General features: G+C 64.3%; 20 protein-coding genes. 9 read left to right on the top strand and 11 right to left on the bottom strand.

Features of this window, described 5'->3' with window-relative positions:
- Positions 1-41: 41 nt before the first annotated feature.
- Both groES and ATB98_RS21860 read right to left on the bottom strand, forming a co-directional pair.
- On the bottom strand, positions 42-356 hold the full coding sequence (gene groES / locus ATB98_RS21865) for a co-chaperone GroES (protein WP_066877353.1): 315 nt from the start codon (positions 354-356) through the stop codon (positions 42-44).
- 375 nt (positions 357-731) lie between these two features.
- Entirely contained in the window at positions 732-1,211 is a 480-nt protein-coding gene (locus ATB98_RS21860) for an Hsp20 family protein (RefSeq protein WP_153435643.1), read from the bottom strand.
- A gap of 309 nt (positions 1,212-1,520) precedes the next feature.
- Between ATB98_RS21860 and ATB98_RS21855 the strand changes: the two genes are divergently transcribed.
- The gene (locus ATB98_RS21855) at positions 1,521-1,826 is read left to right on the top strand and encodes a DUF982 domain-containing protein (protein WP_066877349.1); all 306 of its coding nucleotides are present in this window, start codon (positions 1,521-1,523) and stop codon (positions 1,824-1,826) included.
- A gap of 91 nt (positions 1,827-1,917) precedes the next feature.
- On the opposite strand, the gene pbpC is transcribed toward ATB98_RS21855, so the two are convergent.
- The 7 genes from pbpC to ATB98_RS21820 form a co-directional block, all read right to left on the bottom strand.
- Positions 1,918-4,059, bottom strand: a complete 2,142-nt coding sequence (pbpC, locus tag ATB98_RS21850) for a penicillin-binding protein 1C (RefSeq protein WP_234886618.1) — start codon at positions 4,057-4,059, stop codon at positions 1,918-1,920.
- Positions 4,060-4,092: 33 nt separating this feature from the next.
- Positions 4,093-9,540 carry an alpha-2-macroglobulin family protein gene (locus tag ATB98_RS21845; RefSeq protein ID WP_084435653.1) on the bottom strand — a complete coding sequence of 1,816 codons (5,448 nt, stop codon included), beginning with the start codon at positions 9,538-9,540 and terminating at the stop codon, positions 4,093-4,095.
- A gap of 145 nt (positions 9,541-9,685) precedes the next feature.
- Positions 9,686-10,423 (bottom strand): aspartate/glutamate racemase family protein, encoded by a 738-nt coding sequence (locus ATB98_RS21840; protein WP_066877343.1) that lies wholly within the window; start codon positions 10,421-10,423, stop codon positions 9,686-9,688.
- 5 nt (positions 10,424-10,428) lie between these two features.
- Positions 10,429-11,250: an ABC transporter permease gene (locus tag ATB98_RS21835; protein WP_066877342.1), complete on the bottom strand. Its 822-nt coding sequence runs from the start codon at positions 11,248-11,250 to the stop codon at positions 10,429-10,431.
- Between the two features lies 1 nt (position 11,251).
- A complete protein-coding gene (locus ATB98_RS21830) occupies positions 11,252-12,166 on the bottom strand; it encodes an ABC transporter permease (RefSeq protein ID WP_066877340.1) in 915 nt (304 codons plus the stop codon).
- A 159-nt stretch (positions 12,167-12,325) separates the two neighbouring features.
- Positions 12,326-13,624, bottom strand: a complete 1,299-nt coding sequence (locus tag ATB98_RS21825; RefSeq protein ID WP_066877338.1) for an ABC transporter substrate-binding protein — start codon at positions 13,622-13,624, stop codon at positions 12,326-12,328.
- Between the two features lie 79 nt (positions 13,625-13,703).
- On the bottom strand, positions 13,704-14,792 hold the full coding sequence (locus ATB98_RS21820; protein ID WP_066877462.1) for an ABC transporter ATP-binding protein: 1,089 nt from the start codon (positions 14,790-14,792) through the stop codon (positions 13,704-13,706).
- A gap of 255 nt (positions 14,793-15,047) precedes the next feature.
- Here ATB98_RS21820 and ATB98_RS21815 point away from each other — a divergent pair, with 255 nt between their 5' ends.
- The 7 genes from ATB98_RS21815 to ATB98_RS21785 all read left to right on the top strand — a co-directional run bounded on the left by ATB98_RS21815 (position 15,048) and on the right by ATB98_RS21785 (position 22,252).
- Positions 15,048-15,758, top strand: coding sequence for a GntR family transcriptional regulator (locus ATB98_RS21815; RefSeq protein ID WP_066877336.1), 711 nt, complete (start codon positions 15,048-15,050; stop codon positions 15,756-15,758).
- A 138-nt stretch (positions 15,759-15,896) separates the two neighbouring features.
- A complete protein-coding gene (locus ATB98_RS21810; protein WP_066877334.1) occupies positions 15,897-16,652 on the top strand; it encodes a DeoR family transcriptional regulator in 756 nt (251 codons plus the stop codon).
- Between the two features lie 144 nt (positions 16,653-16,796).
- Positions 16,797-17,810 (top strand): deoxyribose-phosphate aldolase, encoded by a 1,014-nt coding sequence (gene deoC / locus ATB98_RS21805; RefSeq protein WP_066877333.1) that lies wholly within the window; start codon positions 16,797-16,799, stop codon positions 17,808-17,810.
- 4 nt (positions 17,811-17,814) lie between these two features.
- Entirely contained in the window at positions 17,815-20,199 is a 2,385-nt protein-coding gene (locus ATB98_RS21800; RefSeq protein WP_066877332.1) for an aldehyde dehydrogenase family protein, read from the top strand.
- Positions 20,200-20,339: 140 nt separating this feature from the next.
- Positions 20,340-20,795, top strand: a complete 456-nt coding sequence (locus ATB98_RS21795; RefSeq protein ID WP_066877330.1) for an RbsD/FucU family protein — start codon at positions 20,340-20,342, stop codon at positions 20,793-20,795.
- A gap of 261 nt (positions 20,796-21,056) precedes the next feature.
- Positions 21,057-21,578 carry a DUF2231 domain-containing protein gene (locus tag ATB98_RS21790; RefSeq protein WP_327197934.1) on the top strand — a complete coding sequence of 174 codons (522 nt, stop codon included), beginning with the start codon at positions 21,057-21,059 and terminating at the stop codon, positions 21,576-21,578.
- Positions 21,579-21,709: 131 nt separating this feature from the next.
- Positions 21,710-22,252 carry a hypothetical protein gene (locus ATB98_RS21785; protein WP_066877328.1) on the top strand — a complete coding sequence of 181 codons (543 nt, stop codon included), beginning with the start codon at positions 21,710-21,712 and terminating at the stop codon, positions 22,250-22,252.
- A gap of 94 nt (positions 22,253-22,346) precedes the next feature.
- Here ATB98_RS21785 and ATB98_RS21780 read toward each other — a convergent pair whose 3' ends face one another.
- Both ATB98_RS21780 and ATB98_RS21775 read right to left on the bottom strand, forming a co-directional pair.
- On the bottom strand, positions 22,347-23,723 hold the full coding sequence (locus ATB98_RS21780; RefSeq protein WP_066877326.1) for an FAD-containing oxidoreductase: 1,377 nt from the start codon (positions 23,721-23,723) through the stop codon (positions 22,347-22,349).
- Entirely contained in the window at positions 23,720-24,178 is a 459-nt protein-coding gene (locus ATB98_RS21775) for a DUF4126 domain-containing protein (protein ID WP_066877323.1), read from the bottom strand. The genes ATB98_RS21780 and ATB98_RS21775 overlap by 4 nt, the downstream gene beginning before the upstream one ends.
- Positions 24,179-24,530: 352 nt before the next feature.
- Between ATB98_RS21775 and osmF the strand changes: the two genes are divergently transcribed.
- Positions 24,531-25,442, top strand: a complete 912-nt coding sequence (osmF, locus tag ATB98_RS21770) for a glycine betaine ABC transporter substrate-binding protein OsmF (protein ID WP_066877321.1) — start codon at positions 24,531-24,533, stop codon at positions 25,440-25,442.
- Positions 25,443-25,505 lie beyond the last annotated feature (63 nt).

Genomic DNA, 25,505 nt, shown 5'->3' with positions numbered 1-25,505 from the left:
GTCAGCAGCTGGCTACGACTGGTCCTCGTCAACGAAGCGGCTTACGCCGCCTTCTCTTCAATGCCCACGGCCTCGATGACGCCCAGCACGTCAGCCTCCTTCAGGATAAGCAGGTCCTCACCATCGATCTTGATCTCGGTGCCGGACCATTTGCCGAAGAGCACCCGATCTCCGACCTTCACGTCGAGTTCGACGAGCTGGCCTTGCTCGTTGCGCGCACCCGGCCCGGCGGCGATAACTTCGCCTTCCTGCGGCTTCTCCTTGGCTGTGTCGGGGATGATGATGCCGCCCTTGGTCTTCTCTTCGGACGAGACGCGGCGGACGAGAATACGATCATGGAGCGGTTGGAACTTCATGTCTTCCTCCTGGACAAACAAAATCCGCTCCGCCGGACCGGAGTCCGGACGGGCCAGCCCCCTTGTGAGCAACTGGTGTGAGCAACTGGCGATGATGATCTGGTTGCGCGGAAAATTGAATTCAAGAGGTCGCGCGCAGAATTTTGGCACTCTAGTACGGAGAGTGCTAAAAGACTGTTCTCCAACGGCTTTCGTCCACTGGTTGGGGCGCAGGATCGAGAAATAGCCCCCACGGCGAGGCCGGCAGCCCGGCTGTCCGATCGGCAGGAGGGCCGGCTGCCCGGCCCCCTGGAGCGGGATGCGCTCGCATGCGTCCGCGCCACCGCTCTATCGTTTGTTTTCGCCACATTTCTGGATCGACCGGATGCGCCGCTGCTACGCAGCGTGCTTCTTGCCCTCGATCTGCTTTTTCGCATCGCCCGAGGGCAATGCCTCGGCTTGCTGGATCTCGATCCGGCGCGGCTTCATCTGCTCGGGAAGTTCGCGCACGAGATCGATCGTCAAGAGACCGTTGGCGAGGTTCGCGCCAGTCACCGTCACGTAGTCGGCCAGCTGGAAGCGGCGCTCGAAATTGCGGCCCGCAATGCCGCGATAGAGGTACTCGGTCTTGTCCTCTCCAGCCTTCTCACCGCTGACGGTCAGCAACGGCGGTTCATGCGTGATGGTGATTTCGTCCGGCGTAAGGCCAGCCACCGACATGACGATGCGATACTCGTTCTCATTGAGCCGCATGATGTCGTAGGGCGGCCATATATCGGCCGGCGCCATGCGACTTGCTGCATCGAGCACGTCGAACAGATGGTCGAAGCCGACGCTGAAGCGTGACAGAGGCGAGAAATCGATCGTTGTTCTCATAGCCATATCCTCCTTGAGCAACATGACGATGAGGAGCGCCGAAGAGGCGGGCTCCTCGACTGGGGCCCCTCGCGAGGCGGCTCCCGTAAACGATTTAGTCAGGCGAACCGTCGATTCAAGGGGTCTCTTGCGCCGATTCTCATCCTTTTCGGCCGTGCCGGAAACGCCGTTCCGAGGGGCCGAAGCCCATAAGTTCAGGGCCGGCCGACTTCTTGCCGGCCGGGCCATTTCTGACCCCTTGAATTTCAGGGTTCGGCGCCAATATCTCAGCCATGTGTAATCCATTGATAGCAGGGGAAAGGAGGAAACATGCTTCTCAATGAGATTCCGTGGGCGATCCCTCTCACCGTGCGTCTCTCGAACGGCTTGATGCGCACCTTCACCTCGGTTTACGAGGCTCTCGACTTTCTGGGACATGAATGGCCCCAGCGTAAGGGTGAACGCTATGAGCGGGCAGTGCGCACGTGCCGGCGTGCGCTGAAGCGAATGACGCCGGCAGCCGTTGCGCGCGAGGCCTTCGTTGCCGCCTGCCTGGAGGCGGGCATGCCCGTCGTCATGACGCCCTATAAGCAGAAGAGCAAGGATACCGGGCCGGAAGCGGCGCGGACGGCCTGATCGGACCGACCGTCCACCGGTCGGATGTGGGTACATCCGATCGGTGGACTGGCGGGCTCCTCACCCATTTCCAAATCCAGCGGAATGCCGTTCAATCCACGAACACGCGAACGCTGGCCGCGCGGCCGAGCGCGTCGATGACCGTCAGCGTCGAATAGCCGCCGCCGTCGGGCAGCCACTGGCTGACGCGGCGACGGGTGACGTCCGGCAGCGGCCGTCCGTTGGCAAGCCAGCGAAAGGGCGCCCGACCGCCCTGCAGTTTCAGCGTCAGGGGCATCATCGCGCCGCCTCTGGCACCAAGTTCCACCCGTGCACCTTCCGGCGGGAAGACGATCTGCGGTGCCGCTTCGCGGATCGACGCCGAAAGCAGGCCGCTTGCGGTCATGGAAAAGCGCCGTTGGCTGATCGGCAGATCGGCCTGGGAAAGACGGACCGCGCCGCCGGGCGCGTCGGGCAGCGGGGCGATGGCGATGCCGCTCCTGGCGAAGCCCTCGAACAGGATCGGTGCCGCCGCGCCGTAGCCGGTGAGGCCCGGCACCGCGCCATTGTCGGGCCGGCCGACCCAGACGCCAAGCACATGGCGACCGTCGAAGCCGACGGACCACGCATCGCGGTAGCCGTAGCTGGTTCCGGTCTTGTAGGCGATGCCGCGCTGGCGGCTGCCGGCGGGCGGCAGAACACCGGACAGGATGTCGGCGACGTGCCAGGCGGCAACGGTCGAGAGGATCGGCTCGCCGTCGATCAGCCCGGCCTTGCCCTCGATGCCGTCGCCGAGACGCACCGGCCAGCCGCGATTGGCAAGGCCGGCATAGAGCTGGACGAGTTCGCGCAGCGTGATGCCGACGCCGCCGAGGCCGATCGCAAGGCCGGGCGCCTCGTTCGGCGGCAGCTTCGGCCTGACCTCGGCGCGGCGGAAACGCACCATCAGCCGGGCGGGCCCGACCGCGTCGAGCAGCCGGATCGCCGGCACATTGAGGGACAACTGCAGCGCCTGCCGCACGCTGACGTCGCCCTGGTAGGTCATGTCGAAATTGCGCGGCCGATAGCCGAAGAAATCGGCCGGGCGGTCCTCAATGATCGTTTCCTGCGCGACCAGCCCCTCCTCGAAGGCAAGGCCGTAGATGAAAGGCTTCAGCGTCGATCCGGGCGAGCGGGTGATCCGCGTCATGTCGATCCAGCCGGAGCGGCTGGCGTCGAAATAGTCCGCCGATCCTACTTCGCCGACGATCTCTCCGGTTCTGACATCGGCCATCACCATCGCAACCGAAACTCTGGGGCCTAGCCGTGCGGCCCCTTCGCGCGCGACGTCTTCGAGCGCGCGCTGAATGTCGCGGCGGAGCGTCGTCTGATGCCGGAGCACCTTCGGCTCCTTGCGCAAGGCCGCCTCGGCGAGATGCGCGGCATGGGCCGGGAGCTGCAATCGGCGAGCCGGGATGGCGGTCGTCGCGGCCCGCTCCGCCTCGCCTTCGCCGATCACCCGGGCGACGGCCGCGCGGGCGAGCACGCGTTTTCGGGCCGCTTGCGCACCGGAGAGGTTGCGGTCCGGGCGGCGTTTCTCCGGCAATTGCGGCAAGGCGACGAGCAGGGCGGCCTCGACAACCGAGAGACGGCGCGGCTCCTTGCCGAACCAGGCGAGGCTTGCGGCGCGCACGCCCTCGAGATTGCCGCCATAGGGGGCGTGGGTCAGGTAGAGGTTGAGGATCTCATTCTTGCTGAGGCGGCGCTCGATCTGGATCGCGCGCGCCACCTGCAACAGTTTCGCCGCCAGTGTTCGCCGCTCGCGCGGCTCGATCAGCCTTGCGACCTGCATCGAGAGCGTCGAAGCGCCGGAGACGATGCGGCCGTTGGTGACGAACTGCAGCGCCGCGCGGCCAAGCGCCAGCGGATCGATGCCGCTATGCTCGCGAAAGCGCTGGTCCTCATAGGCGATCAGCAATTCGACGAAGCGCGGGTCGACATCGCCGACAGTCGTCTTCAGCCGCCAGCGGCCGTCCTTCGTCGCGAACGCGCGCAACAGATGCCCGTCCTTGTCGAGGACCTCGGCCGAGACGTCTTCGGCCTTGTCGAGCGGCGGCGGGAAGGCCTTGTCCGCCCATTCGAGGCCGAGGACTGCGAGGCCAGCCAGGACCAGGGCGGTCGGCAGGGTGACCAGGACGGTCGCTTTGAGACGTGAAGCTGGAGGGTGTGCCGCCCCGACCGCGCCTTTGCGGCGCACCCGTCGACGTTCAAGCAACTGCCCAAGTTTTCGCCGCAGGACCATTGTCACTTACTGCGCTGCCAGCACCTCCATGCGGCCCGTCGCGGTACGCGCCGAGAATTGCGGCCGGTACATGTCCTCGACGCTCGCGGCCGGATGGTCGTAGGTGCCGGGCGTCACCGCGCGCACGACATAGGCGAGCGTGATCTCGCGGTTGTCGCCGGTCCGCCGGTCGAAGGCGGCGACGAAGCGGTCGCTACGGAACTCGGTATGGGCGGCCTCAACATCGCCGATCCACTCGAAGTTGGAAAGCTGGGCGCTGTCCACCAGGCTCGGATTGTCGATCTCGAAGCCGGCGGGCAGCAGGTCGGTGATCAGCACACGTGACGGCCAGTCGTTGCTTTCGGTCACCTTGAGCACGACGACATAGCGCTCGTTCTGCCGCGCCTCGCTGACATTGGCCTCGGCGCCGTCGAGCGTGTAGTAGGTGCGCTCGATAGCGAAGCCTTCGCCGCCGGCCGAGAGCGGCTGGGCGGGCGCCGCGACGGTAGTGACCACGGCGGAGACCGGGTCGCTGCCTTCGTTGCGAATGACGACCGGATGTTCGATGAGGGCGTCGCCGGCAATCCGCGCGGCATAGCTGCCGCTGCGCTTCGCTCCGTTGATCTCGAGCCGCATGTCTTCGTCGCCGCCCTGTATGGCGCGTGCGGCGAGCAGCATCCAGGTCTGTTCCTGGGTGCTCGTATATCGCGCCTGCTGCCACTCCTGGGCGACGATCTTCGACAACTCCGGAATGATCGGCGGCACGGGCCGGCTTTCGGCGGCAAGCGCCAATACCGCCGCGTCGTCGCGCAGCGAAGAGCCGTAGTCGGAGCGGGCGAGGCTGACATTGACGAGCCCGGTCGACATGTCGGCGGCGGCGGCGAAGATCTGCTGCGACCGGTCGGCGTCGCCATAGAGCGCAAGCGCTGCCGCGATATGGGCCTTTGCGAGCGGTGTCGGGAACTCGCCGAGCATCGTGTCGGCGTAATAGCGCAGGTCGCTGATCGCCGCCTTGCGATTGCGCGCGAGCACGTAGAGCGCATAGGCGATCTCGTCGCCCTGATCCTTGACGTTCACCTCGTAGCTCAGCGCATTCTGCAGGTTTTCGAGGGCCTGCACCATCGCCTGCTCGGGCACCTCGAACTTCTGCTCCCGCGCGCGGGTGAGGAAATCGGTCACATAGGCATCGAGCCAGAGATCGCCGGAGCCGGGGCTCCAGAGGCCGAAGGAGCCGGAGGAGGACTGGTAGGAGAGCACGCGATAGATCGCCTCCTGCACCCGCTGCTTCACGCCTTCGTCGTCGGCAAGCCCCGATTGCTTCGCGAGTTCGCTGAGGTAGAGAAGCGGCATGGCGCGGCTCGTCGTCTGTTCGGCGCAGCCATAGGGATAGCGGTCGAGCGTCATCAACAGCGCCGGGATGTCGAAGGCGGCCGAACGCGTGACGTTGAGACTGACGGAAGCGCCCTGCAGGACGCTATCGGCGAGCAGTTGGTCATCGACCGTCAGGCTCGTGCCGGCGGCGATGCTGACGACCTGGCGCGCGGTGACCGGAAGCGCCGCCGGGCGCACCGGAATGTCCAGCGTCTGTTCGAGGGACCGGCCGCCAGCGCTGGCGAGCGTCACGGTCACGAGGCCGCTGCCCGGATACTGGCCGACGAGCGGCAGCGTCAGGGCGGACTTGCCGCCGGCTTCGAGATGCATGGTTTCCGTGCCCGTCTGTTCGAGGGTGAGCGCGCCGTTGGTCGTCACCTGCAACCGGTAGTCACCGGCCGGCCCGTCCGTGTTGGCGACATCGAGCCTGAGGTCCGCCCGGTCGCCGGGTGCAAGGAACTTCGGCATGCTCGCGGTCACGACGACCGGATCGCGGATGACCACGTCCTTCGCGGCGTGACCGACGCCGGACCGCGTCCAGGCGACCGCCATGACGCGCGCCGTTCCGTTGAACTGCGGAATGTCGAAACTGACCTTCGCCTCGCCGTCGGCATCGAGCTTCACCGGACCGGAGAAGAAGGCGACCAGCCTTTCCGTCGGCGGGTTGCCCTGCAGGGGCATCTGCCCGCCGTCGCCGCCGGTGCGCAGCCGCCCCGTGGCCCCGAGCGAGCCGTCGATCAGCCGGCCGTAAAGATCGCGGATCTCGAGGCCGAGCCGCCGCTGGCCGAAATACCAGCCGTCCGGGTCGGGCGCCTCGTAACGGGTGAGGTTGAGGATGCCGACATCGACGGCGGCGATGGTGACATAGGCGTCTTCGTTGGCGCCGGCGCCCCGCACTTTCAGGTTGATGTCGAGCGGCTGGCGCGGCTGCGTCTTCTCCGGCGTGTCGAGCGTCACCGCGAGCTTGCGCTCCGCCGGGTCGACGGCGAGCCATTTGACGCCGATCGCCCGCATCGGCATGCGGCTCTGCTCCGCATCGCCCGGCCGGTAGAGCGTCGCGGTGACGTAGGCGCCGGCACCCCAGTCGGCGGTGACCGGCAGGTCGATCTCGCCGCCGCCTTCATCGATGCTTGCGGTCGTCGTCGTGATCAGGTTCTCCGTGCCGACGGTCACCAGGAGTTCGCCGGCAAAGCGCGGCGACACCTTGAGCTTCGCGGTCTCGCCGACCGCGTAGTTCTCCTTGTCGAGAGCGATCTCGAGCCCGTCCGGCGTTTCCGTCGAGGTGGCCTCGACATACCAGCCGGCGTCGAACTCGACGCTGGAGGCCGGGCCATCCACCGCCGACGTCTCGACCTCCAGCCGGTAGCGGCCCCAGCCGACCGGCACGGCGATCTCCGCTCCGTCCTGCGTCACGTCCACCTTGCCGTTCGCCACCTGTTTCGTGGAGATGACCGGCTCGTATTTCCAGGCGGTTCCGTCACGGTACCACTGATAGTTCCGCTCGACGCTGATGAGCTTCCAGGTGAGGCCGGGGAGCGCGACCTTTGCCCCGTCCGCATCGACGGCGATCACATGGAATTTGCCTACGGCGTTTTCGGCGAGGTCGCCGGAGAACTCCGGCTTGATCCCGATCATCGGTCCTTCCGGCCTGACGGGGAGCGTCAGGCTGCGCTCGACCGCCCGGCCACCGGACTCGCGCATGCGGACCGTCACATTGGCGTTGAGGAGCTGCGTCGTTGCCGGGACCTCGGTGAGGTCGACGTCGAAAACGGACTTGCCGTTCTCGTCGAGCGGCGTGAGCGCTTCGAGCGGCAGGCGGGTGTCCTCGCTCGCCTCCTCGTCGGCAAGGCCGAAGAAATAGCCCTTGAAGGCCTCGGCCTCGCGCGTCGGCTTGACGGAAACCTCGCCCTCGAGCGTCAGGCCCGCGGCCGGGGCGCCATAGAGGAAGCGGCCGTCGACGGCGACCTCTATCGGCGTTCCGACCTCGATCGCCTTGGCCGCGCTGGTCAATTCGAACTCGGTGCGGTCGGGGACGAAATCATCGACCAGGAACTGCTTCTCGCTGATCGCAGTCCCCTTCGGGTCCGTGAAGATCTGCATCGTCCAGGTGCCGCGCATGGCGTTCTCCGGGACCGGCAGATCGAGCGTGTGGCCGCCGAGCCTGCCGCCACTGCTGACGAGACGCCGGTCTTCGACGCCGTCGGGGCGCAGGAAGACGAAGGTGAGCGGCAGGTTTTCGATCGCCTGACCGCTGACGTCGCGGCTGAGTGCCGCCGCATGCACGGTTTCGCCGGCGCGGTAGATGCCGCGCTCGGTCCAGGCGAAGACGTCGATCGCGCCCGGTGCGGGGCGGCCGGTGACGCCGCGGTCGGAGAGGTCGAAGCCGGCGCGCGTCATGTCGAGGAAGACGTAGTCGTCTTCGCCCTTCCGCGCGGTGATGACGGAGGGCGTCATGCTGGCCGTGCCGCGGATCAGCCCGGCGGCGAAGGTCGCCCGGCCTTCCGCGTCGGTCGTCGCGGTGCCGAGCACCTCGTTGTTCCGGGCAACCAGCTGCAGCTCCACCTCCGCAAGCGGCTTTGCGCTCGCGAGCGAGCGGGCAAAGACGGTGAGCCCGTCCGTTCCGGCATAGGTCGAGATGCCGACATCGGAGACGACGAACCATTGGGTGGCCCGCGCATCCCAGTCCTGGGTGACACCCGTGCCCGTGCTCGCCGTCAGCACGTAGACGCCCGGCTTGCGCTTGGGCAGAACCTCGTCAACCGGGAAGCTCGTCACCACTTCCTTGTTGATTTCGGTATCGATGTCGATGCTGCCCTGCCAGACGAGCTCGCCGCTCTGGTCCCGGATGAGCTCTTCGTTGTAACCGTCGATCTGGGTCAGGAACTGCGAATTGGTGAGAAGCGACGGAATGTTGCGGTCGCCGATGCGGTAGAGCTTGAGATTGGCGCTCTCGGTATTGACCGAGACGATCGGGATGCCGCGGCGCGCCGTCGATGGCAGGACGAAGCTGTCGCCGGTGAAGCGTACCATCGGCGCGCGATCCTTGACGTAGATGTCGAGGCTCACCGGCGTTTCGATGACTTCGTCGACCGAGGAAGGCAGGCCCTGCCGCAGGACTAGCTTGTATCGGTCACCGTGCGACAGGCCTTCGACGCAGATTTCGCTGCCCTTGGCTTCGACCGCCTTCGGCGCGGTGCCGTCGAGCGTCACGAACGAGGCATAATCCGGACCGTTCTTCAGAAGTTGTTCGGAGAATTGCACGCAGGCGCGCGGGCTCGCGCTGTCGGCATCGATCGTGTGGCCGGTGACGCGGAAGCCCTGCCGGGATTTCAGATCGAGATAGGCGGTTTCGACCGTCTTGGCCTGCACGAGGTCGAGGCTTGCCTTGTAGGCGCTGAGCGCGGCGCGGTAGTTCTGAAGGTTTTCGAGCGCGCGAGCGAGAACGCCAAGCGCATGCGCCCGGCTTTGGGTCGTCCGCGTCAGCTGATAGCCATTGAGGGCGGCAAGGGCAGCCTCGCTTGCCACGTCCGCACCGTTGCTGAAGCGGTTGGCCGTTTCGGCGGTCTCCAGCCAGAGCGCGCCGTCGTCGGGCGTAATCGCCAGCGCGCCGCGGTAGGCCTTCAGCGCTTGGACGAAGTTCCCTGAGGATGTTTCCCTGCGGGCGGTTTCGATCAATCCACCGACGCCGAACCCGAGCTGGTCGTCGGCCAATGCGAGGTTCGCCTTGACGTCGCGGGCCTGCTGCAGGAGGTCGTCCGAGACGAAGGAGAGGCTAGGCGGGGCGCCGATGTCGGGCTCGCCCGTCGCCGTCTCGACGATCTTGCCGGCAATCGCCCCCTTGAAGCTGTTCAACTGATTGAAGTCGGATTTCAGGAAGCACCACTTCACCTTTGGATTGTAGGTGAAGGCCCGGCAGGATCGATCGGCAACGCAGGCGTTCTGGCACTGATCGAGCGAGACGTTCTGCTCAGTGCGGAGGTCGAAGCCGAAATAGTCGGCATCGCGCGTGACCTCGATCCTGCGGTCGGTTTCAGCCGCCGCGGCGGGCGTTCCAAGGGAAACGAGCGTGAGAAGAAGGGTCGAAAGGCCGAAAGACGCGCGCATAGACATGAAGTCCTCCCCAACGCTGCCCGTTTCGAATGAGCATCACTCTTTCAACCTTCCTCCGGCGTTGTCAACCGAGCAGCGAGGAGGAGGGAATAGCCCGCCGACCGATCGGTGCTGCAACCGGAGGCACTCGTTCGAAGGCTTAGGCGAGTATCGGCGTGAAGGCGCTCATCGCGCCGCTATAGGGCTTGGCGAGCGGCGAGGCGTAGGAGCCGCGCTTGCTGGTTTTTAGTCCCTGCGCCACCAGCGCCTCGGCCTGCTTGACGGCGGCCGATACGCCGTCGATGACCGGCACGCCATATTCGCGCTGGAGCGACTGGGCGAGGTCGGCCATGCCGGCACAGCCGAGAACGATCGCCTCGGCGCCGTCCTGATCGAGGGCGAGTTCGATCTGGCGTTTCAGCTTGAAGAGCGCCGCGGACGCCTTGTGCTCCAGTTCGAGCACCGGAACGTCGGCGGCGCGGACCTTCGCCCGTTCGCCCGCGCCGTAACGGCGCACTAGGTTCTCGATGAGCACGCGGGAGCGCTCGAGAGTTGTGACGACGGTGAAGCGCTCGGCGAGCAGCGCGGCCGTCATCACGGCAGACTGGCAAAGGCCGAGCACGGGAATGGCGGCAAGTGTGCGGGCTGCCTCCAGCCCGGTGTCGTCGAAACAGGCGATGATCGCGGCATCAGCCCCGGCCGCCTGACCATCACGGATTTCCATAAGCAGGCCGGGCACGGCGATCGCCCCGTCATAGTGCCCCTCGATCGAGGCCGGTCCGCCCTTCGACGTGGCGGCGGTGATTTCTGTGCCGTGCCCGGCCGCCCCGCGCGCCGCTGCCGCTGCCTTCTCGGTCATCGAGACGGTTGTATTCGGATTGACGATCAGAATGCGCATGGATGTCAGCTTATTCTTGCCTGCCGGCGCCTGAGTACCAGGATGACGGCGAGTGCGATGAGAATGATTGTGAAGGAGAAGAGCGTCGTGACGGTGCCCAGCGCATAGAGCACCGGCGTCGTCACATTGGTGGTCATCGCATAGATTTCGAGCGGCAGCGTATTGTAGGTGCCGGACGTCATCAGCGTGCGGGCGAACTCGTCATAGGAGAGGGTGAAGCCGAAGAGGCCGACGCCGACGAGGCTCGGAGCGATCATCGGCAGCACGACATAGCGGAACGTCTGCCAGGACGAGGCGTCGAGATCGCGCGCGGCCTCCTCATAGGCAGGCGAGAAGCGGTTGAAGACCGCGAACATGATCAGTACCCCGAAGGGCAGCGTCCAGGTTAGGTGCGCGCCGAACCCCGAGGAATACCAGGCGGGCTTGAGCCCGAACTGCTGGAAGACGACGCCGATGCCGAGCGAGATGATGATCGAAGGCACGACGAGGCTCGCGACGGTCATGTAGAACAGCGCTGTCGAGCCGCGGAAACGGTGGCGGAAGGCAAGCCCGGCAAGGAGCGCCACGACCACGTTCACCACCATGACCATCAGTCCGAGCATGAAGGAGCGGCGGAACGAGGCGCCGAAATCGCCGACCGCCTGCTTCTCGAAGAGATTGTAGAACCAGCGCAGCGAAACCCCGTTCATGGGGAAAGTTAGGCCGCCATCCGGCCCTTGGAAGGAGAGGATCAGGACGGCCGAGAGCGGTCCATAGAGGAACAGGACGAAGAGCGCGAAGAAGGCGGCAAGTACGTAGAATTCCTTGGATCGTGCTTCGCGATTCATGTCAGAGCTCCTTGCGGATATCGACGACCCTCAGGATCGCCGCGACCATCAGAAGGACCACGACCAAGAGCACGACCGCGTTGGCGGCGGCTGCCGGATACTGCAGCAAGGACATCTGGTTCTTCATCATCAGCGCGACGGATGCGCTTTGGCCGCCGGACATGACCTGAACTGTCGAAAAATCGGCCATGACCAGCGTCACGACGAAGATCGAGCCGATCGCCATGCCCGGTTTTGCGAGTGGCAGGATCACGTTCCAGAGGATTTGCGAGCCGCTTGCGCCGCAGTCACGCGCGGCCTCGATCAGCGAACGGTCGATGCGCATCAGCGTGTTGAAGATCGGCGTCACCATGAAGAGCGTATTGAGATGCACTAGGGCGAGGACCACGGCAAAATCGGAATAGAGCAGCCATTCGATCGGTTCGGGAATGACGCCGAGCTTGATCAAAGCCGAATTAACGAGGCCGTTGCGTCCGAGAACGGGGATCCAGGAGATCATCCGGATGATGTTCGACGTGAGGAACGGCACGGTGCAGACGAGGAACAGCACCATCTGCATCGTGGTCGTGCGGATATGGAAGGCGAGGAAATAGGCGACCCAGAAGCCGATCACGAGCGTCAGCGCCCAGGTAAGGACGGTGAACTTCAGCGTGTTGAGATAGGTCTTCCAGGTCACCCAGGAGCCGAGCGTGTCAGTATAGTTCATCGTCAGGAAATCGGGGTAGAGGCCCGCGAAGTCGTAGTCCCAGAAGCTGACGACGACGATGGTCAGGATCGGCAGGATGAAGAAGAAGCCGAGGATTAGGAGAAGGGGAGTGGCCTGGAGATAGGATATGGCGGCAACTGGCCATCCAAGGCTGCGGCTTCGCGTTCGTCCGCTCGTCTCATTTGGTTCTGTTGAAGCAACCGTTGCCATCTGCCATTCTTCCAGACATTGCAGAAATCTCTATGGAGGAGAAGTCGAAGACCCCTCCCCAACCCTCCCCACAAGGGGGAGGGAGCTTTCGTGCCGCGCCCTCGCCGGACTCCCTCCCCCTTGTGGGGAGGGTTGGGGAGGGGAATGCGATGGTGCAGCCTAAGCCGCGATGAACTCGTTCCAGCGGCGTACCATATAGCGGTCTTCGTCCATCACGGAGTTCCAGCAGGCGACCTTGCCCATGCGTTCCTCGAAGGAGCCGCCGTCGCGCACGGCGCCGGCCTTTTCCATAACCTTGCCTTCCGGCGAGAGGATGTCGCCCTTGGCGGGCTTGCCTTCGACCCAGAAGCCCCATTCGTCCTCGGACATGTGGGCCTTCGCGGTTTCCATGGCTGCAGAGTAGTAGCCCTGACGGTTGAGGTAGGCGCCGACCCAGCCGGAGAGATACCAGTTGATATATTCATAAGCCGCGTCGAGCTGCGCGCCCTGGAGATGAGCGGCAAGGCCGAGACCACCGCCCCAGGCGCGGTAACCTTCCTTCAGCGGCTGGTACTTGCAGGCGATGCCTTTCGAGCGGACGGCAGCGACGGCCGGCGACCACATGGATTGGATGACGACCTCGCCCGAGGCCATGAGGTTGACGCTCTCGTCGAAGGACTTCCAGAAGGCACGGAACTGGCCGTCCTGCTTGGCCTTGATGAGGAAATCGATCGTCTGGTCGATCTCGTCCTTGGTCATGTTGCCCTTGTCGGCATATTTGATGTTGCCCATGGCCTCCATGATCATCGCGGCGTCCATGATGCCAATCGACGGAATGTTGAGGATCGCCGTCTTGCCCTTGAAGGCCGGGTCCATGATGTCGGCCCAAGTGGTGATCTCGCGGCCGACGAGATCCGGGCGGATGCCCAGCGTATCGGCATTGTAGATGGTCGGGATCAGCGTCATCCACTGCGTCGGCTCCTTGGCGAAGGTCTTGGAGTCCTGTGCATCCACGAAACCGACCGTGTGCGGCGCCGTCCCTTGCGCGACCACGCTATCCGGCTTCAGCTTGCCATTAATGAAGAGCGGCACGATCTTGTCGTAATACTTGATCTTCGAAACATCCATCGGCTGCATGACGCCCGTCGGGAAGACCTTCTTGGCGATCCAGTATTCGATGTCGGCGATGTCGTAGGAGTCCGGCTGGGTGACAGCGCGCTGTGCAGCCGCGTCGGAATCGGTCGCGGTCATCTCCAGCGTGATGCCGAGGTCTTCCTTGCACTTCTCCGCGATCGCATTGATGTTCGAGACGCCGGTGCCGAACTGGCGGAGTGTGATCGGGTTCTGCGCCCAGATGGTCGGGAAGCCAGTGATCGCGCCCGAACCGGCAATGGCGCCGACGGCGGCCGCCCCGGTCTTCAGCAACGAACGCCGCGAGATGCCCTTTCCGGGCGTGGCAGTCTTTGTTTCAGTGGTCATGCTTTCGTTCCCCTTTTGGTGGTGCTTGATCTATTTATTCTTGAACAGACCGGCGGTTAGCCGCTTTTTTCAACCCGCTTCAGGCGGACATGCGGCCGAGAGGGATGACATCCTCCAAGGCCCAACTGAGCGATACTGCGTCGCCGGTCGACACGGGTTTCTTGAAGTATTCGGCGTCGGAGACGAGGACGGTGAAGTCGTCGCTGCCGGCTCCGATCACGGTGATCTTCACGGAGGCGCCGCGATATTCGACATTCGAAACGACGCCCTCAAAGCCGAGCGATTTCTCCGAAGCGGGCCCAAGCCGCACACGATCTGAACGGATGCCGATATCGATGGGCTTCCCAACCTCCTGCGCGATATCGCGAACCGCGAACGTCTGGCCTTCCGGCACAGCCAGTGTGACAACGCCATCCTCAATCGCGGTCACGCGGCCGGAAAGCACGTTGTGGTCGCCCATGAAACGGGCGACGAAGGCGGTCGCCGGCCTTTCGAAGACGGTGCGGGGCGCTGCCGCCTGTTCGATCCGGCCGTTGTTCATGATGACGACGGCGTCGGCGAGAGCCATCGCCTCTTCCTGGCTGTGCGTGACGTGCACGAAGGTGATGCCGAGCGTCTTCTGCAGTTTCTTGAGTTCCGCGCGCATGCGGATCTTCAGAAAGGGATCGAGCGCTGAGAGCGGCTCATCGAGGAGCAGCGCCTCCGGATCGGTGATGAGAGCGCGAGCGAGCGCCACGCGCTGCTGCTGGCCGCCGGAAAGCTGTGCTGGACGGCGCGTCGCATAGGCCTCCATCTGCATCAGCTTGAGCATTTCGAGCGCCTTGGCCCGGCGTTCTTGCTTTTCGACGCCCTTCATCTTCAGACTGAAGGCGACATTGTCGACAAGGTCGAGATGGGGAAAGAGCGCGTAGGACTGGAACATCATCGCGGTGCCGCGCTTTGCCGGCGGGAAGTCGGTCACGACGACGTTGCCGAGGCGGATATCGCCCGACGAGATGCTTTCATGTCCGGCGATCATGCGCAGCGTCGAAGTCTTGCCACAGCCCGAGGGACCGAGAAGGCAGCAATAGCTGCCGGCCGGGATCTTCAGGCTGATGGCGTGAACAGCAGTCGTGGCGCCATAGACCTTTGAAACGGAGGCGATATCGATTTCTGCTGCTTTGGACATGCCCGCTTTCTCCTTGCAGCGGACAAGAAGCATCAAGCATGCCAGTTTTGCTAAAAGGCTGATTTCGCGGCTAACTTCGTCGAACGAGCCGGTCCGTCGCGCCCGCAGCCGAAATTGCCTGCACATTTAATGGGCGTTTGTCAGCAAAGAATGCCTATTATCGTATACAATCTAGGCAGGAGTTGAGCACAATTAGTAGTTAACTTCGAGCGTGCCGCGCGCTAGAGTGTCGCTACTGTTCGGATTCCCAGCCTCATGACTTCAGCCAACTTCACCGCGGCGGAAAACGCCATCGACTTCGGCGCCCAGCAGATTCGCGACGCGTTGCGCGAGGCGATCGTTGAAAGACGTCTGGCGCCCGGGACGAAGCTTTCCGAAAATGACGTCGGCAGCCTGTTCAATGTCAGCCGCACGCTCGTGCGTGCCGCCCTTCAGGCCTTGGCATATGAAGGGCTCGTCAATGTCGAGAAGAACCGCGGCGCCTTCGTCGCCCATCCTTCCGTCGCCGAGGCGCAGCAGATCTTCGCGACGCGCCGGCTTATCGAACCCAGTGTGATCCGGGATGCGGCGCGTCACATCCAAAAGGCTGAGATCAAAGACTTGCGAGAGCTGCTGGCGCAAGAGGAGCGATTGACGAACCAGCGCGGCGCCACCGCTCGCCGGGCCGAGATCAAGGCGTCGGGCGATTTCCATCTGGCGATCGCCGCCATCACCGGCAATGCCATTCTGAAGCGGTTTATGGACGAACTCATCGCGCGTTCTTCCCTTGTGATCGCGCTCTACGGCCAGTCGGTGATCTCGAGCTGCGGCCACAACGAACATCAGGAAATCGTCGATGCACTGGAGAAAAAGGACGTCGAAAGCGCCTGCGCGCTGATGCTCAAGCATATCGATCACATCGAGGCGGATCTCGACTTGCGAACGACGAAGAAGGGCGGCGATCTCAGGGACGCCCTGCAGTTGTGATGGCGCGCGGTGCGCGGCCTGTTGATTGGCACTCTCTCGACCGTTGTGCCGGCGCATGCCTTGCGGGCGGAGCTCGATTTGTGATATTTCTCACAAAAATGTTGCGCCACGTTCGCAAGTCGCTGGTACGGTAAAACCATGGCCAATCGCAAGTCGACACGCATCATCGCATTGGCCGACGCGCTTTCGGCGCGACGGGTGCTGCATTTGAAAGAGGCGGCAGCGCTGCTCGGCGTATCGGAAATGACGATCCGACGCGACGTGGCCGACAATCCCGGTCTCTTTGGATACCTGGGCGGCCATATCGTTTCGGCCGCCGAGATCGAGGGCGATGCGCCCTACGAGCTTGCGCGCGCGGCCGACAGCCATGCCGCGGCCAAGCGGGAGGCCTGCGCCCATGCCGCGAGACACATCCGCCCCGATGAGACGATCTTCATCGATTGCGGCACGACGCTCGAATATCTCGTCGATCTGATACCGGAAAATTATTCAATTACCGCGGTATGTTACTCGTTGAACGCGGCCGAGCGGCTGACCCGCAGGCCGAATGTCCGGATCGTCATGCTCGGCGGCGTCTATCATCCGTCCTCGGCTTCCTTTTCCGGCGGCTCCGGGCTCGACACGCTGAACGAACTGGGGATCAACGTCGCGTTCCTCTCGGCGGCCGGCGTCGATCCGGCAAGGGGGGCGACCTGCGTCCATTTCCATGAGGTGCCGGTCAAGCAAAGGGTCATATCGCTCGCGCGCGAAAACCACCTGGTCGTTGACAAGAGCAAGATCGGCCGGCTGAAGGCGGCCTTTTTCGCGCCGCTGGATGCGTTCCGCTCGGTGATCACGGAGGACGGCGAGACCTCGCCCGTCGGCGATTTGATGCCGCTCTCCGGACGGATATGATAGTTTACTACGGAGCGCGCGCCTTTGCTTGACATAACCGGAGAAATGTTGAAATCCTAACATTGTTCGCGTCACAAAGTTAACAGCTTGTCGCGCCTTCCGGGCGCAGCGTCCAAGTCTCGCGATCCAAGGAGGAGAAAACGGTTGGCAGACCTTGCTGTGAAAAGCGCGACGGCGATGGCCGATGAGCCCGCCGGCGCGGGCCACAACTGGCCGCGCAACGACGGCCTCGACCTCGACCTTTCCTGGGTGCTCGACCAGCGCGTCAATCTCTCGGCCGCCGAGCGGCGGGTCGTCACGCTGCCGGGGCGGCGCACGGTCAAGAAGGATGCGCAGGCCGCCTGGCTGCTGAAGGCGGTCACCTGCATCGATCTCACCACGCTCAACGGCGACGACACGACGGAGCGCGTCAGGCGGCTTTGCGCCAAGGCACGCCAGCCGGTGCGCCAGGACATTCTCGACGCGCTCGGCATGGGCGATCGCGGCATCACCACCGGCGCGGTCTGCGTCTATCATCGTTTCGTCTCGACCGCGGCCGAGGCGCTGGAAGGTTCCGGCATTCCGGTCGCCGCGGTTTCGACCGGCTTTCCCGCCGGTCTCGTGCCGCATGAGGTCAAGCTCCGCGAAATCGAGGCTTCGGTCGCCGACGGGGCGCGGGAAATCGACATCGTCATCACCCGCGAGCATGTGCTGACCGGCAACTGGCAGGCGCTTTATGACGAGATGCGCGACTTCCGCGCCGCCTGCGGCGATGCCCATGTCAAGGCAATCCTCGCCACCGGCGACCTGAAGACGCTCCGCAACGTGGCGCGCGCCTCGCTCGTCTGCATGATGGCCGGCGCCGACTTCATCAAGACCTCGACCGGCAAGGAGGGGGTGAACGCGACGCTGCTCGTCACCCTGGTGATGCTCCGGATGATCCGCGCCTTCGAGGAGCGCACGGGCATCAAGGTCGGCTACAAGCCGGCTGGCGGCATTTCCGCCGCCAAGGACGTGCTCAACTATCAGTTGCTCATGAAGGAGGAGCTCGGGCGGGAGTGGCTGGAGCCCGACCTCTTCCGCATCGGTGCATCGAGCCTGCTCGCCGACATCGAGCGCCAGCTCGAACATCATGTCAGCGGTGCCTATTCCGCCCTCAACAGACACCCGATTGGATAATCCGATGAGCGTCGCCAAATTCTTCGACGAAATGTCCTATGGGCCCGCGCCCGAAGCCGACACGGAAGCGCGCCAGTGGCTCGCGCGGCACAAGGGCAGGTTCGGCCATTTCATCAACGGCGGCTTCGTCGATCCGGTCTCGGGCACGACCTTCGACACGTTCGAGCCGGCCACGGGGGCGCTGCTTGCGAAAGTCGCGATCGGCGGCCGCGAGGACGTGAACGCGGCCGTCACCGCGGCCCGCAAGGCACAGGATCCCTGGGCGAAATTGCCCGGCCACGCGCGAGCCCGCCATCTCTACGCGCTCGCCCGCCTGATCCAGCGTCATGCCCGCCTGATAGCGGTGGTGGAAGCGCTCGACAACGGCAAGCCGATCCGCGAGACACGCGACATCGATATCCCCCTTGCCGCCCGCCATTTCTACCATCACGCCGGCTGGGCGCAGTTGCAGGAGACGGAATTCGCCGATCAGGTGCCGGTCGGCGTCGTCGGCCAGGTCATTCCCTGGAATTTCCCGTTCCTGATGCTCGCCTGGAAGGTCGCGCCGGCGCTGGCGCTCGGAAACACCGTCATCCTGAAGCCGGCGGAATTCACGTCGCTGACCGCGTTGCTCTTTGCCGAACTTGCCGCTGCGGCAGGCCTTCCGCCGGGTGTTCTGAACATCGTGACGGGCGAGGGCGAGACGGGTGCGCTGATCGTCGAGCACGAGGACATCGACAAGATCGCCTTCACCGGCTCGACCGAGGTCGGTCGCCTGATCCGGGAGAAGACCGCCGGTTCGGGCAAGTCGCTGACCCTGGAGCTTGGCGGCAAGTCGCCTTTCATTGTCTTCGACGACGCCGATATCGACGGCGCTGTCGAGGGCGTCGTGGACGCGATCTGGTTCAATCAGGGTCAGGTCTGCTGCGCCGGGTCGCGCCTGCTGGTGCAGGAGGGCGTGGCGCCGCTCTTCCATGAACGCTTGGCGCGACGGATGGGAACGCTGCGCGTCGGCCATCCGCTCGACAAGGCAATCGACATGGCGGCAATCGTCGCGCCGGTGCAATTGCAGCGGATCGAGGGTCTCGTCGCAAAGGGCGTCGCCGAAGGCGCGTCGCTGCACCAGCCGAAGATCGAGCTGCCGAAAGGCGGCAGCTTCTATCCGCCGACGCTGCTGACCAACGTCCAGCCGACCTCCGTCGTTGCGACGGAGGAAATCTTCGGGCCTGTTGCCGTATCCATGACCTTCCGCACACCCGAAGAGGCGATCCAGCTTGCCAACCATAGCCGCTACGGCCTTGCCGCGAGCGTCTGGAGCGAGACGATCGGACTGGCGCTGCATGTGGCGGCGCGGCTTGCGGCCGGCGTCGTCTGGGTCAACGCCACCAATCTCTTCGATGCTTCGAGCGGCTTCGGGGGAAAGCGCGAATCCGGCTTCGGCCGCGAAGGCGGCAAGGAAGGCTGCTACGAATATCTGAAGCCGAAGGCCTGGACCGGCCGCAAGCTCCGCGCCGAACAGAGCCCGCCGGTCCTGAAGCCGGTTGCGGGCGATTTCGCCATTCCGGCGCTCGACCGCACCGCCAAGCTCTTCATCGGCGGCAAGCAGGCGCGGCCGGACGGCAACTATTCGCGGCCCGTGCTTTCGCCCAAGGGGAAGGCGATCGGCGAGGTCGGCGAGGGTAACCGCAAGGACATCCGAAACGCCGTCGCCGCCGCCGGTGCCGCCTCCGCCTGGTCGTCGGCCACGGCCCACAACCGCGCGCAGATCCTCTATTACATCGCCGAGAATCTGAGCGGCCGCGCCGCGGAATTCGCCGATCGCATCGCCGCGATGACCGGAGCAACGGCTGCGCATGCGAAAGCCGAGGTCGACGCCTCGATCACCCGCCTTTTCAGCTATGGCGCCTGGGCGGACAAATACGAGGGGGTCGTGCACCAGCCGCCGCTGCGCGGCGTCGCGCTCGCCATGCCGGAGCCGCAAGGGGTCGTCGGCGTCGTCTGCCCGCCGGAGGCGCCGCTGCTCGGGCTCGTCAGCCTCGTTGCGCCGCTCATCGCCATGGGTAACCGTGTGATTGCCGTCCCGAGCGAACCACATCCGCTGGCCGCCACCGATTTCTACTCGGTGCTCGAAACCTCCGACGTGCCGGCCGGCGTGATCAACATCGTCACCGGCTCGGTGATCGACCTCGCAAAGACGCTCGCTGCCCACAATGACGTCGACGCGGTCTGGGCCTTCGGCTCGGCGGAACTCTCGACGCTGGTCGAAAAGCTGTCGGTCGGCAATCTGAAGCGCACCTTTGTCGACTATGGCAAGGCGATCGACTGGATGGATCGTTCGGCCGCCGAGGGGCTCGCGTTCCTGCGCCGGGCGGTCGACGTCAAGAACATCTGGATTCCCTATGGCGAGTAGGGGATCTCATTCTTGCGGCGGCGGGAACCGCCGGAAGCGTGGAGAAAGTCGCGCAACCTGTTGACGAGCGGTGCCGGAAACGGCCTGATGCGATCCGCGCTGCCGGGATATTGCCGGCGGTGGCTTGCAGGAGAACAGGAATGCTCAAGAACCTCGACCCGGCTCTGAACGCCGACGTGCTGCATGCGCTTCGGTCCATGGGCCACGCCGACACATTGGTGATTTCCGACACCAATTTCCCATCGGATTCGATTGCCCGGCAGACGACGCTCGGGAAATTGCTCCACATCGACAATGTCTCGGCCGCGCGGGCGATGAGGGCGATCCTTTCGGTGCTGCCCCTCGACACGCCGCTTCAACCTTCCGTGGGCCGGATGGAAGTCATGGGAGCCCCCGACGAAATCCCGCCGGTGCAGCGGGAGGTGCAGGCCGAGATCGACCGCGCCGAAGGCAAGCCCGCCCCCATGTACGGCATCGAGCGCTTCGCCTTTTACGAGGAAGCGAAGAAGGCCTATTGCGTCATCACCACGGGCGAGACGCGCTTCTACGGCTGCTTCCTCCTGACCAAGGGCGTCATCCCGCCGGAATCGGCCTGAGAGCGAACATTCCCTGCCTCGGGCGGGGTCGCAGGAGAGCGTACCTGCGGTCGTGGGAACCTTCCCCTATCAAGCGGCGTTTGTAGTCGCTGCCTGCGATTTTCGCGACTGCGGGCAATCCGCGGCCGCGGAAACGGAGGTGCAGCGATCTTCGGGAGGTTGTCGAGCGTTTCAACGGACACCTCTACGCGGTTCCGGCCCCGAGCCGAATTGAACCGCGGCGTCGACGCCCGCCGCCGTCCCGCTTGAGGAGGCAGCGCCATGACCTTGGGCAACAGTGAAACGTCGACCGCGGCTCAAGAAGTCGCGTCAACGCCGGAAATGGCGCGTGCCACCCGCAACCCCCGCAGCACGTTGCAGATTGCCGGCCATCCGATCCACCCGATGCTCATTCCGTTTCCGGTCGTCTTCGTGGTGACCGCGTTCTTCTGCGATCTCGCCTTCTGGCAGACCGGTTCGTCATCCTGGTCCGCCGCGGCGCTGTGGTTGCTGGGAGGAGCGCTGGTGTTCGGTGCATTGGCAGCACTCGCCGGTTTGACGGATTTCGTGGGCGAACCGCTCGTGCGGAGATTGACGGCCGCCTGGTACCACTTCATCGGCAATGCGGCGGCAATCGTGCTGACGGCGATCAACTTCTATCTGCGGTATGCGAACGGCGACCAGGCGGTGGTTCCGGAGGGACTGCTGATTTCCCTCGTCGTCGTCGGAATTTTCCTCTTCACCGGCTGGCAGGGCTGGGAGATGGTTTACCGCCACCGGGTCGGCGTCTCCGACGAGCCGTAGACCGGCTGAGCCGCGCCCTTCAATTGTTCAGGTGCGCCCGATCTGCTATCATTTTAGTTTCGGCTAATGCGGCTGGAGACGGCCGCCGGCGGATATAATGACAACGATGAACGCGATCCGGGAGAACGGCCATGAAACGGCTTCTGACGGTGGCGGCACTATTGGCAGCGAGCAGTCTGGTTGCAGGGCAGGGCAGGGCCGCCGACGACGCGGCACTGATCAAGAGCGCTGAATCCGCCGCGCCCGCTGGGGTAGGCAGCGGCGCTGCGATCCACGCTATCGACGAGAAGGGCAGCATGCGCACCTTGAGGGAGGGCACGAACGGCTTCTGGTGCATGCCGGACAATCCGGCAACGCCGGGCCCCGACCCGATGTGCGGAGATGCCAACGCGATGGAATGGGCGATGGCATGGATCCAGAAAAAGGAGCCGCCCAAGGGCAAGGTGGGCTTCATGTATATGCTGGCCGGCGGCACTGACGCCAGCAACACCGATCCTTACGCGACCAAACCCGAAGAGGGAAACAACTGGGTGGAGACCGGACCGCATGTCATGATCGTCAATGCGATGGACATGATGCAAGGCTATCCGACGGATCCCAAGCCCGATACGTCCCGGCCATATGTCATGTGGGCAGGCACGCCCTACGCCCACCTCATGATACCGGTGAAATAGCGATTGCGAAGCTCGCGGGCGCAGACGGCAGTTCGCGCCCGGAAGTTTGAGGTGACCGGCCTGATAGTGCCGGGTCAGCCAATGGCCTTCGCCATCACGTCGCCGGCGACAGGTCGCCAAACACGGTCGGGATCAGCTCCGACACGGTCGGATGTATATGCATCGCCCGGGTGATCGTCGTGTAAGGCCTCTTCGCATACATGACGTCGAGGATGCTCTGGATCGCTTCGTCGCCACCCGTTCCGAGGATCGAGGCGCCGAGGATTTCTTCGGTCACGGCATCGACGATCACTTTCATGAAGCCCTGCGTCTCGCCCTTCTCGACCGCGCGCCCGACACGCGTCATCGGACGGGTGCCGATCAGAAGCTTGCGGCCGATCTTGCGCGCCTCCGTTTCCGTCATGCCGGCGCGGCCGAGCGGGGGATCGACATAGAGCGCATAGGCCTGGATGCGGTCGCTCACCCGGCGCGGGTCGTTGTCGAGGAGATTGGCGGCAACGATCTCGAAGTCATTGTAGGAAGTGTGGGTGAAAGCGCCGCGGCCGTTGCAGTCGCCGAGTGCGAAGATATGCGGCGCGCTGGTGCGCAGGAAATCGTCGACCTCGATATAGCCGCGCCCATCGGTCTTCACGCCCGCCTTGTCGACCCCGAGATCGTCCGTATTGGGGCGCCGTCCGGTGGCAAGCAGCACGTCGGAACCGATCACCTCCGGCGCGCCCGAAGTGCAGTCGACACCGGCGGCGACACCGTCCTTGTGCCTGGCGAAGCGGATGCATTCGGCGCCGAGGCGAATGCGGATACCTTCGTTCTCGAGGATCGCGCGGATCGCATCGGAAACGTCGGGGTCCTCCCGTGCGATCAGGCGGTGGCCTTTTTCAATGACGGTCACCTCGGAGCCGAAGCGGCGGAACATCTGGGCGAACTCAAGCCCGACATAGCTTCCGCCGATGACCACGAGATGGCGTGGCAGATGGCCGAGCTCCATGATCGAACTGTTGGTGAGGAAGGGCACGTCGTTCACGCCCGGAAAATCGGGTATGGCGGCACGTCCGCCGACATTGAGGAAAACCTGCTCGCCGGAAATCAGATCGTCGCCGACCCGGATTTCGGTCGGGCTTTCGAAGCGCGCATGACCCTCGAAGACGGTGCAGTTCGTCATGCCCTTGAGCCAGGTCTCGACGCCTTTGCGGGCATCGAGGCGAACCTTTTCCTTGCGCGCCATGACGCGGGCGAAATCGACGGAAACGGGACCGGTCGTCATCCCGTATTCGTCGCCGCGCCGGGCCGTGTGAATGGCGTAGGCGCTTGCGACCATGGCCTTGGTCGGCATGCAGCCGGTATTGACGCAGGTGCCGCCGAAGAGCTTGCGTTCGATGAGTGCAACGGACTTGCCGACTTGCGTCAGGCGACCGGCGAGCGATGGTCCCGCCTGGCCGGCGCCGATGATGATCGCGTCGAAATGCCTGCTCATGATGACACCACCCAAAGCGCCAGCAGAATGGCGACGAGGTCTTCGAGAAGCGCGACCGGCAGGTCCTTGCCGATCATTGCGGCGAGACGCTTGCGCGCTTCATAGCCGCCGAGCGTGCCGATGACAGCGCCGACGGCCCCGGCGATTGCGCCGCCGACCGGCGAGCCTTGAGCGGTACCGATCACCGCCCCGCTAAAACCCCCGCTGACGATGCGTGCGCCGAACTGCTGCGGAACCTTGCGGCTCGGCGTACGCGGCAGTTGGTCGGTTACGTACTCGACGAGCGCCAGCAGGCCAAAAAAATACGGCGTGAAGCGGAAGCCCATGAAGGCCGCCCAGCTGTTGGCGACCGGCAACCAGCCGGCTGCGGCACCGATGCTCACGGCCGCCGGCGCGGTCATCGCCCGCAGACCCGCGACGACGCCGATCATGAGCGCAAGAATATAGGTCGACATCCTGTGCCCCCGAGCGGTTTCAAAGGACTGCACGCACGGCTGCTGGTCAAGTACGCGGGCTTTCAGCCGGCGGATCATGCACGCGTTGCAAAAAGAAACAGTGGCGGATCGATCGAACAAGGTCCGGCGGACCTCGACTGCGGCGGCGGAACCCGGGTGAAGAGTGACCGACTTCCAAGCCGATTGCAACCTGCAACGCCCGCGCGACCTCGGGCGCCGCCGGAGTTCAACCGATGGTTCCTATATGCGGTCCCGCTCTATTCTTTGCCGAACCCTGACATATATGGGATGGTCAGACCGGACGCAGCCGGGGAATCCGCGACCGGTCGTCGGACCATCGAGGGAGAACATCATGCGCCTGATGAAGACACTTATCGGTACCGCGCTCGCCTTTGCGCTCAGTTCCGCCGCGGCCATGGCGGACGTCGTCGTTTCCTCCAAGATCGATACGGAGGGCGGCGTCCTCGGCAACATCATTCTTGCGGTGCTGAACGCCAACGACATCAAGACCACGGATCGGGTTCAGCTCGGCGCCACCCCGGTCGTGCGCAAGGCGATCACCGCCGGCGAGATCGACATCTATCCGGAATATACCGGCAATGCCGCCTTCTTCTTCGAAAAGGCCGACGATCCGGCCTGGAAGGATGCCGCCAAGGCCTATGAACAGGCGAAGAAGCTCGATTACGACGCCAACAAGATCGTCTGGCTGACGCCGTCTCCCGCCAACAACACCTGGGCGATCGCGCTTCGCAAGGAGGTTGCCGAGAAGAACAACCTCATGACGCTCAGCGACTTCGGCAAATATGTCTCCGACGGCGGCGAAGTGGTGCTCGCGGCCTCGTCCGAGTTCGTCAATTCGGCTGCCGCCCTGCCGGCGTTCCAGACGGCCTATTCCTTCAAGCTGAAGCCGGAACAGCTCATCACGCTTTCGGGCGGTGATACTGCCGCGACGATTGCGGCTGCCGCAAACCAGACGAATGGCGCCAATGCGGCGATGGTCTACGGCACCGACGGCGGGATCGCGCCCTCCGGTCTCGTCGTTCTCGAGGACGACAAGAACGTCCAGCCGGTCTACCAGCCGGCGCCGATCATCCGCGAGGCGGTACTGAAGGAAAATCCGGAGATCGAGAGCCTCCTGAAGCCCGTGTTTGAAAAGCTCGATCTGGTGACGCTGCAGGAGCTCAACGGCCGCGTACAGGTCGGCGGGGAGCCGGCGAAGGCCGTGGCCGAGGATTTCCTCAAGAAGAACGGCTTCCTTAAATAGCTTGACGGGAGGAGAGGGCGCTGGTCCGATGGCGCCGGACCGCGCTTTCTCCCATCTTGCGTC

It is taken from the genome of Sinorhizobium saheli, assembly GCF_001651875.1.
Taxonomy (GTDB): domain Bacteria; phylum Pseudomonadota; class Alphaproteobacteria; order Rhizobiales; family Rhizobiaceae; genus Sinorhizobium; species Sinorhizobium saheli.
This window is presented reverse-complemented; position numbering and strand designations above follow the sequence as displayed.

Coding starts and splice junctions, on each gene's coding strand:
- ATB98_RS21775 (WP_066877323.1), bottom strand. CDS start 24,178: ATGTCGACCTATATTCTTGCGCTCATGATCGGCGTCGTCGCGGGTCTG.
- ATB98_RS21795 (WP_066877330.1), top strand. CDS start 20,340: ATGCTCAAGAACCTCGACCCGGCTCTGAACGCCGACGTGCTGCATGCG.
- ATB98_RS21845 (WP_084435653.1), bottom strand. CDS start 9,540: ATGCGCGCGTCTTTCGGCCTTTCGACCCTTCTTCTCACGCTCGTTTCC.
- osmF (WP_066877321.1), top strand. CDS start 24,531: ATGCGCCTGATGAAGACACTTATCGGTACCGCGCTCGCCTTTGCGCTC.
- ATB98_RS21855 (WP_066877349.1), top strand. CDS start 1,521: ATGCTTCTCAATGAGATTCCGTGGGCGATCCCTCTCACCGTGCGTCTC.
- ATB98_RS21800 (WP_066877332.1), top strand. CDS start 17,815: ATGAGCGTCGCCAAATTCTTCGACGAAATGTCCTATGGGCCCGCGCCC.
- ATB98_RS21830 (WP_066877340.1), bottom strand. CDS start 12,166: ATGGCAACGGTTGCTTCAACAGAACCAAATGAGACGAGCGGACGAACG.
- ATB98_RS21835 (WP_066877342.1), bottom strand. CDS start 11,250: ATGAATCGCGAAGCACGATCCAAGGAATTCTACGTACTTGCCGCCTTC.
- ATB98_RS21815 (WP_066877336.1), top strand. CDS start 15,048: ATGACTTCAGCCAACTTCACCGCGGCGGAAAACGCCATCGACTTCGGC.
- ATB98_RS21810 (WP_066877334.1), top strand. CDS start 15,897: ATGGCCAATCGCAAGTCGACACGCATCATCGCATTGGCCGACGCGCTT.
- ATB98_RS21785 (WP_066877328.1), top strand. CDS start 21,710: ATGAAACGGCTTCTGACGGTGGCGGCACTATTGGCAGCGAGCAGTCTG.
- ATB98_RS21840 (WP_066877343.1), bottom strand. CDS start 10,423: ATGCGCATTCTGATCGTCAATCCGAATACAACCGTCTCGATGACCGAG.
- ATB98_RS21860 (WP_153435643.1), bottom strand. CDS start 1,211: ATGAGAACAACGATCGATTTCTCGCCTCTGTCACGCTTCAGCGTCGGC.
- groES (WP_066877353.1), bottom strand. CDS start 356: ATGAAGTTCCAACCGCTCCATGATCGTATTCTCGTCCGCCGCGTCTCG.
- ATB98_RS21790 (WP_327197934.1), top strand. CDS start 21,057: ATGACCTTGGGCAACAGTGAAACGTCGACCGCGGCTCAAGAAGTCGCG.
- ATB98_RS21780 (WP_066877326.1), bottom strand. CDS start 23,723: ATGAGCAGGCATTTCGACGCGATCATCATCGGCGCCGGCCAGGCGGGA.
- ATB98_RS21825 (WP_066877338.1), bottom strand. CDS start 13,624: ATGACCACTGAAACAAAGACTGCCACGCCCGGAAAGGGCATCTCGCGG.
- ATB98_RS21820 (WP_066877462.1), bottom strand. CDS start 14,792: ATGTCCAAAGCAGCAGAAATCGATATCGCCTCCGTTTCAAAGGTCTAT.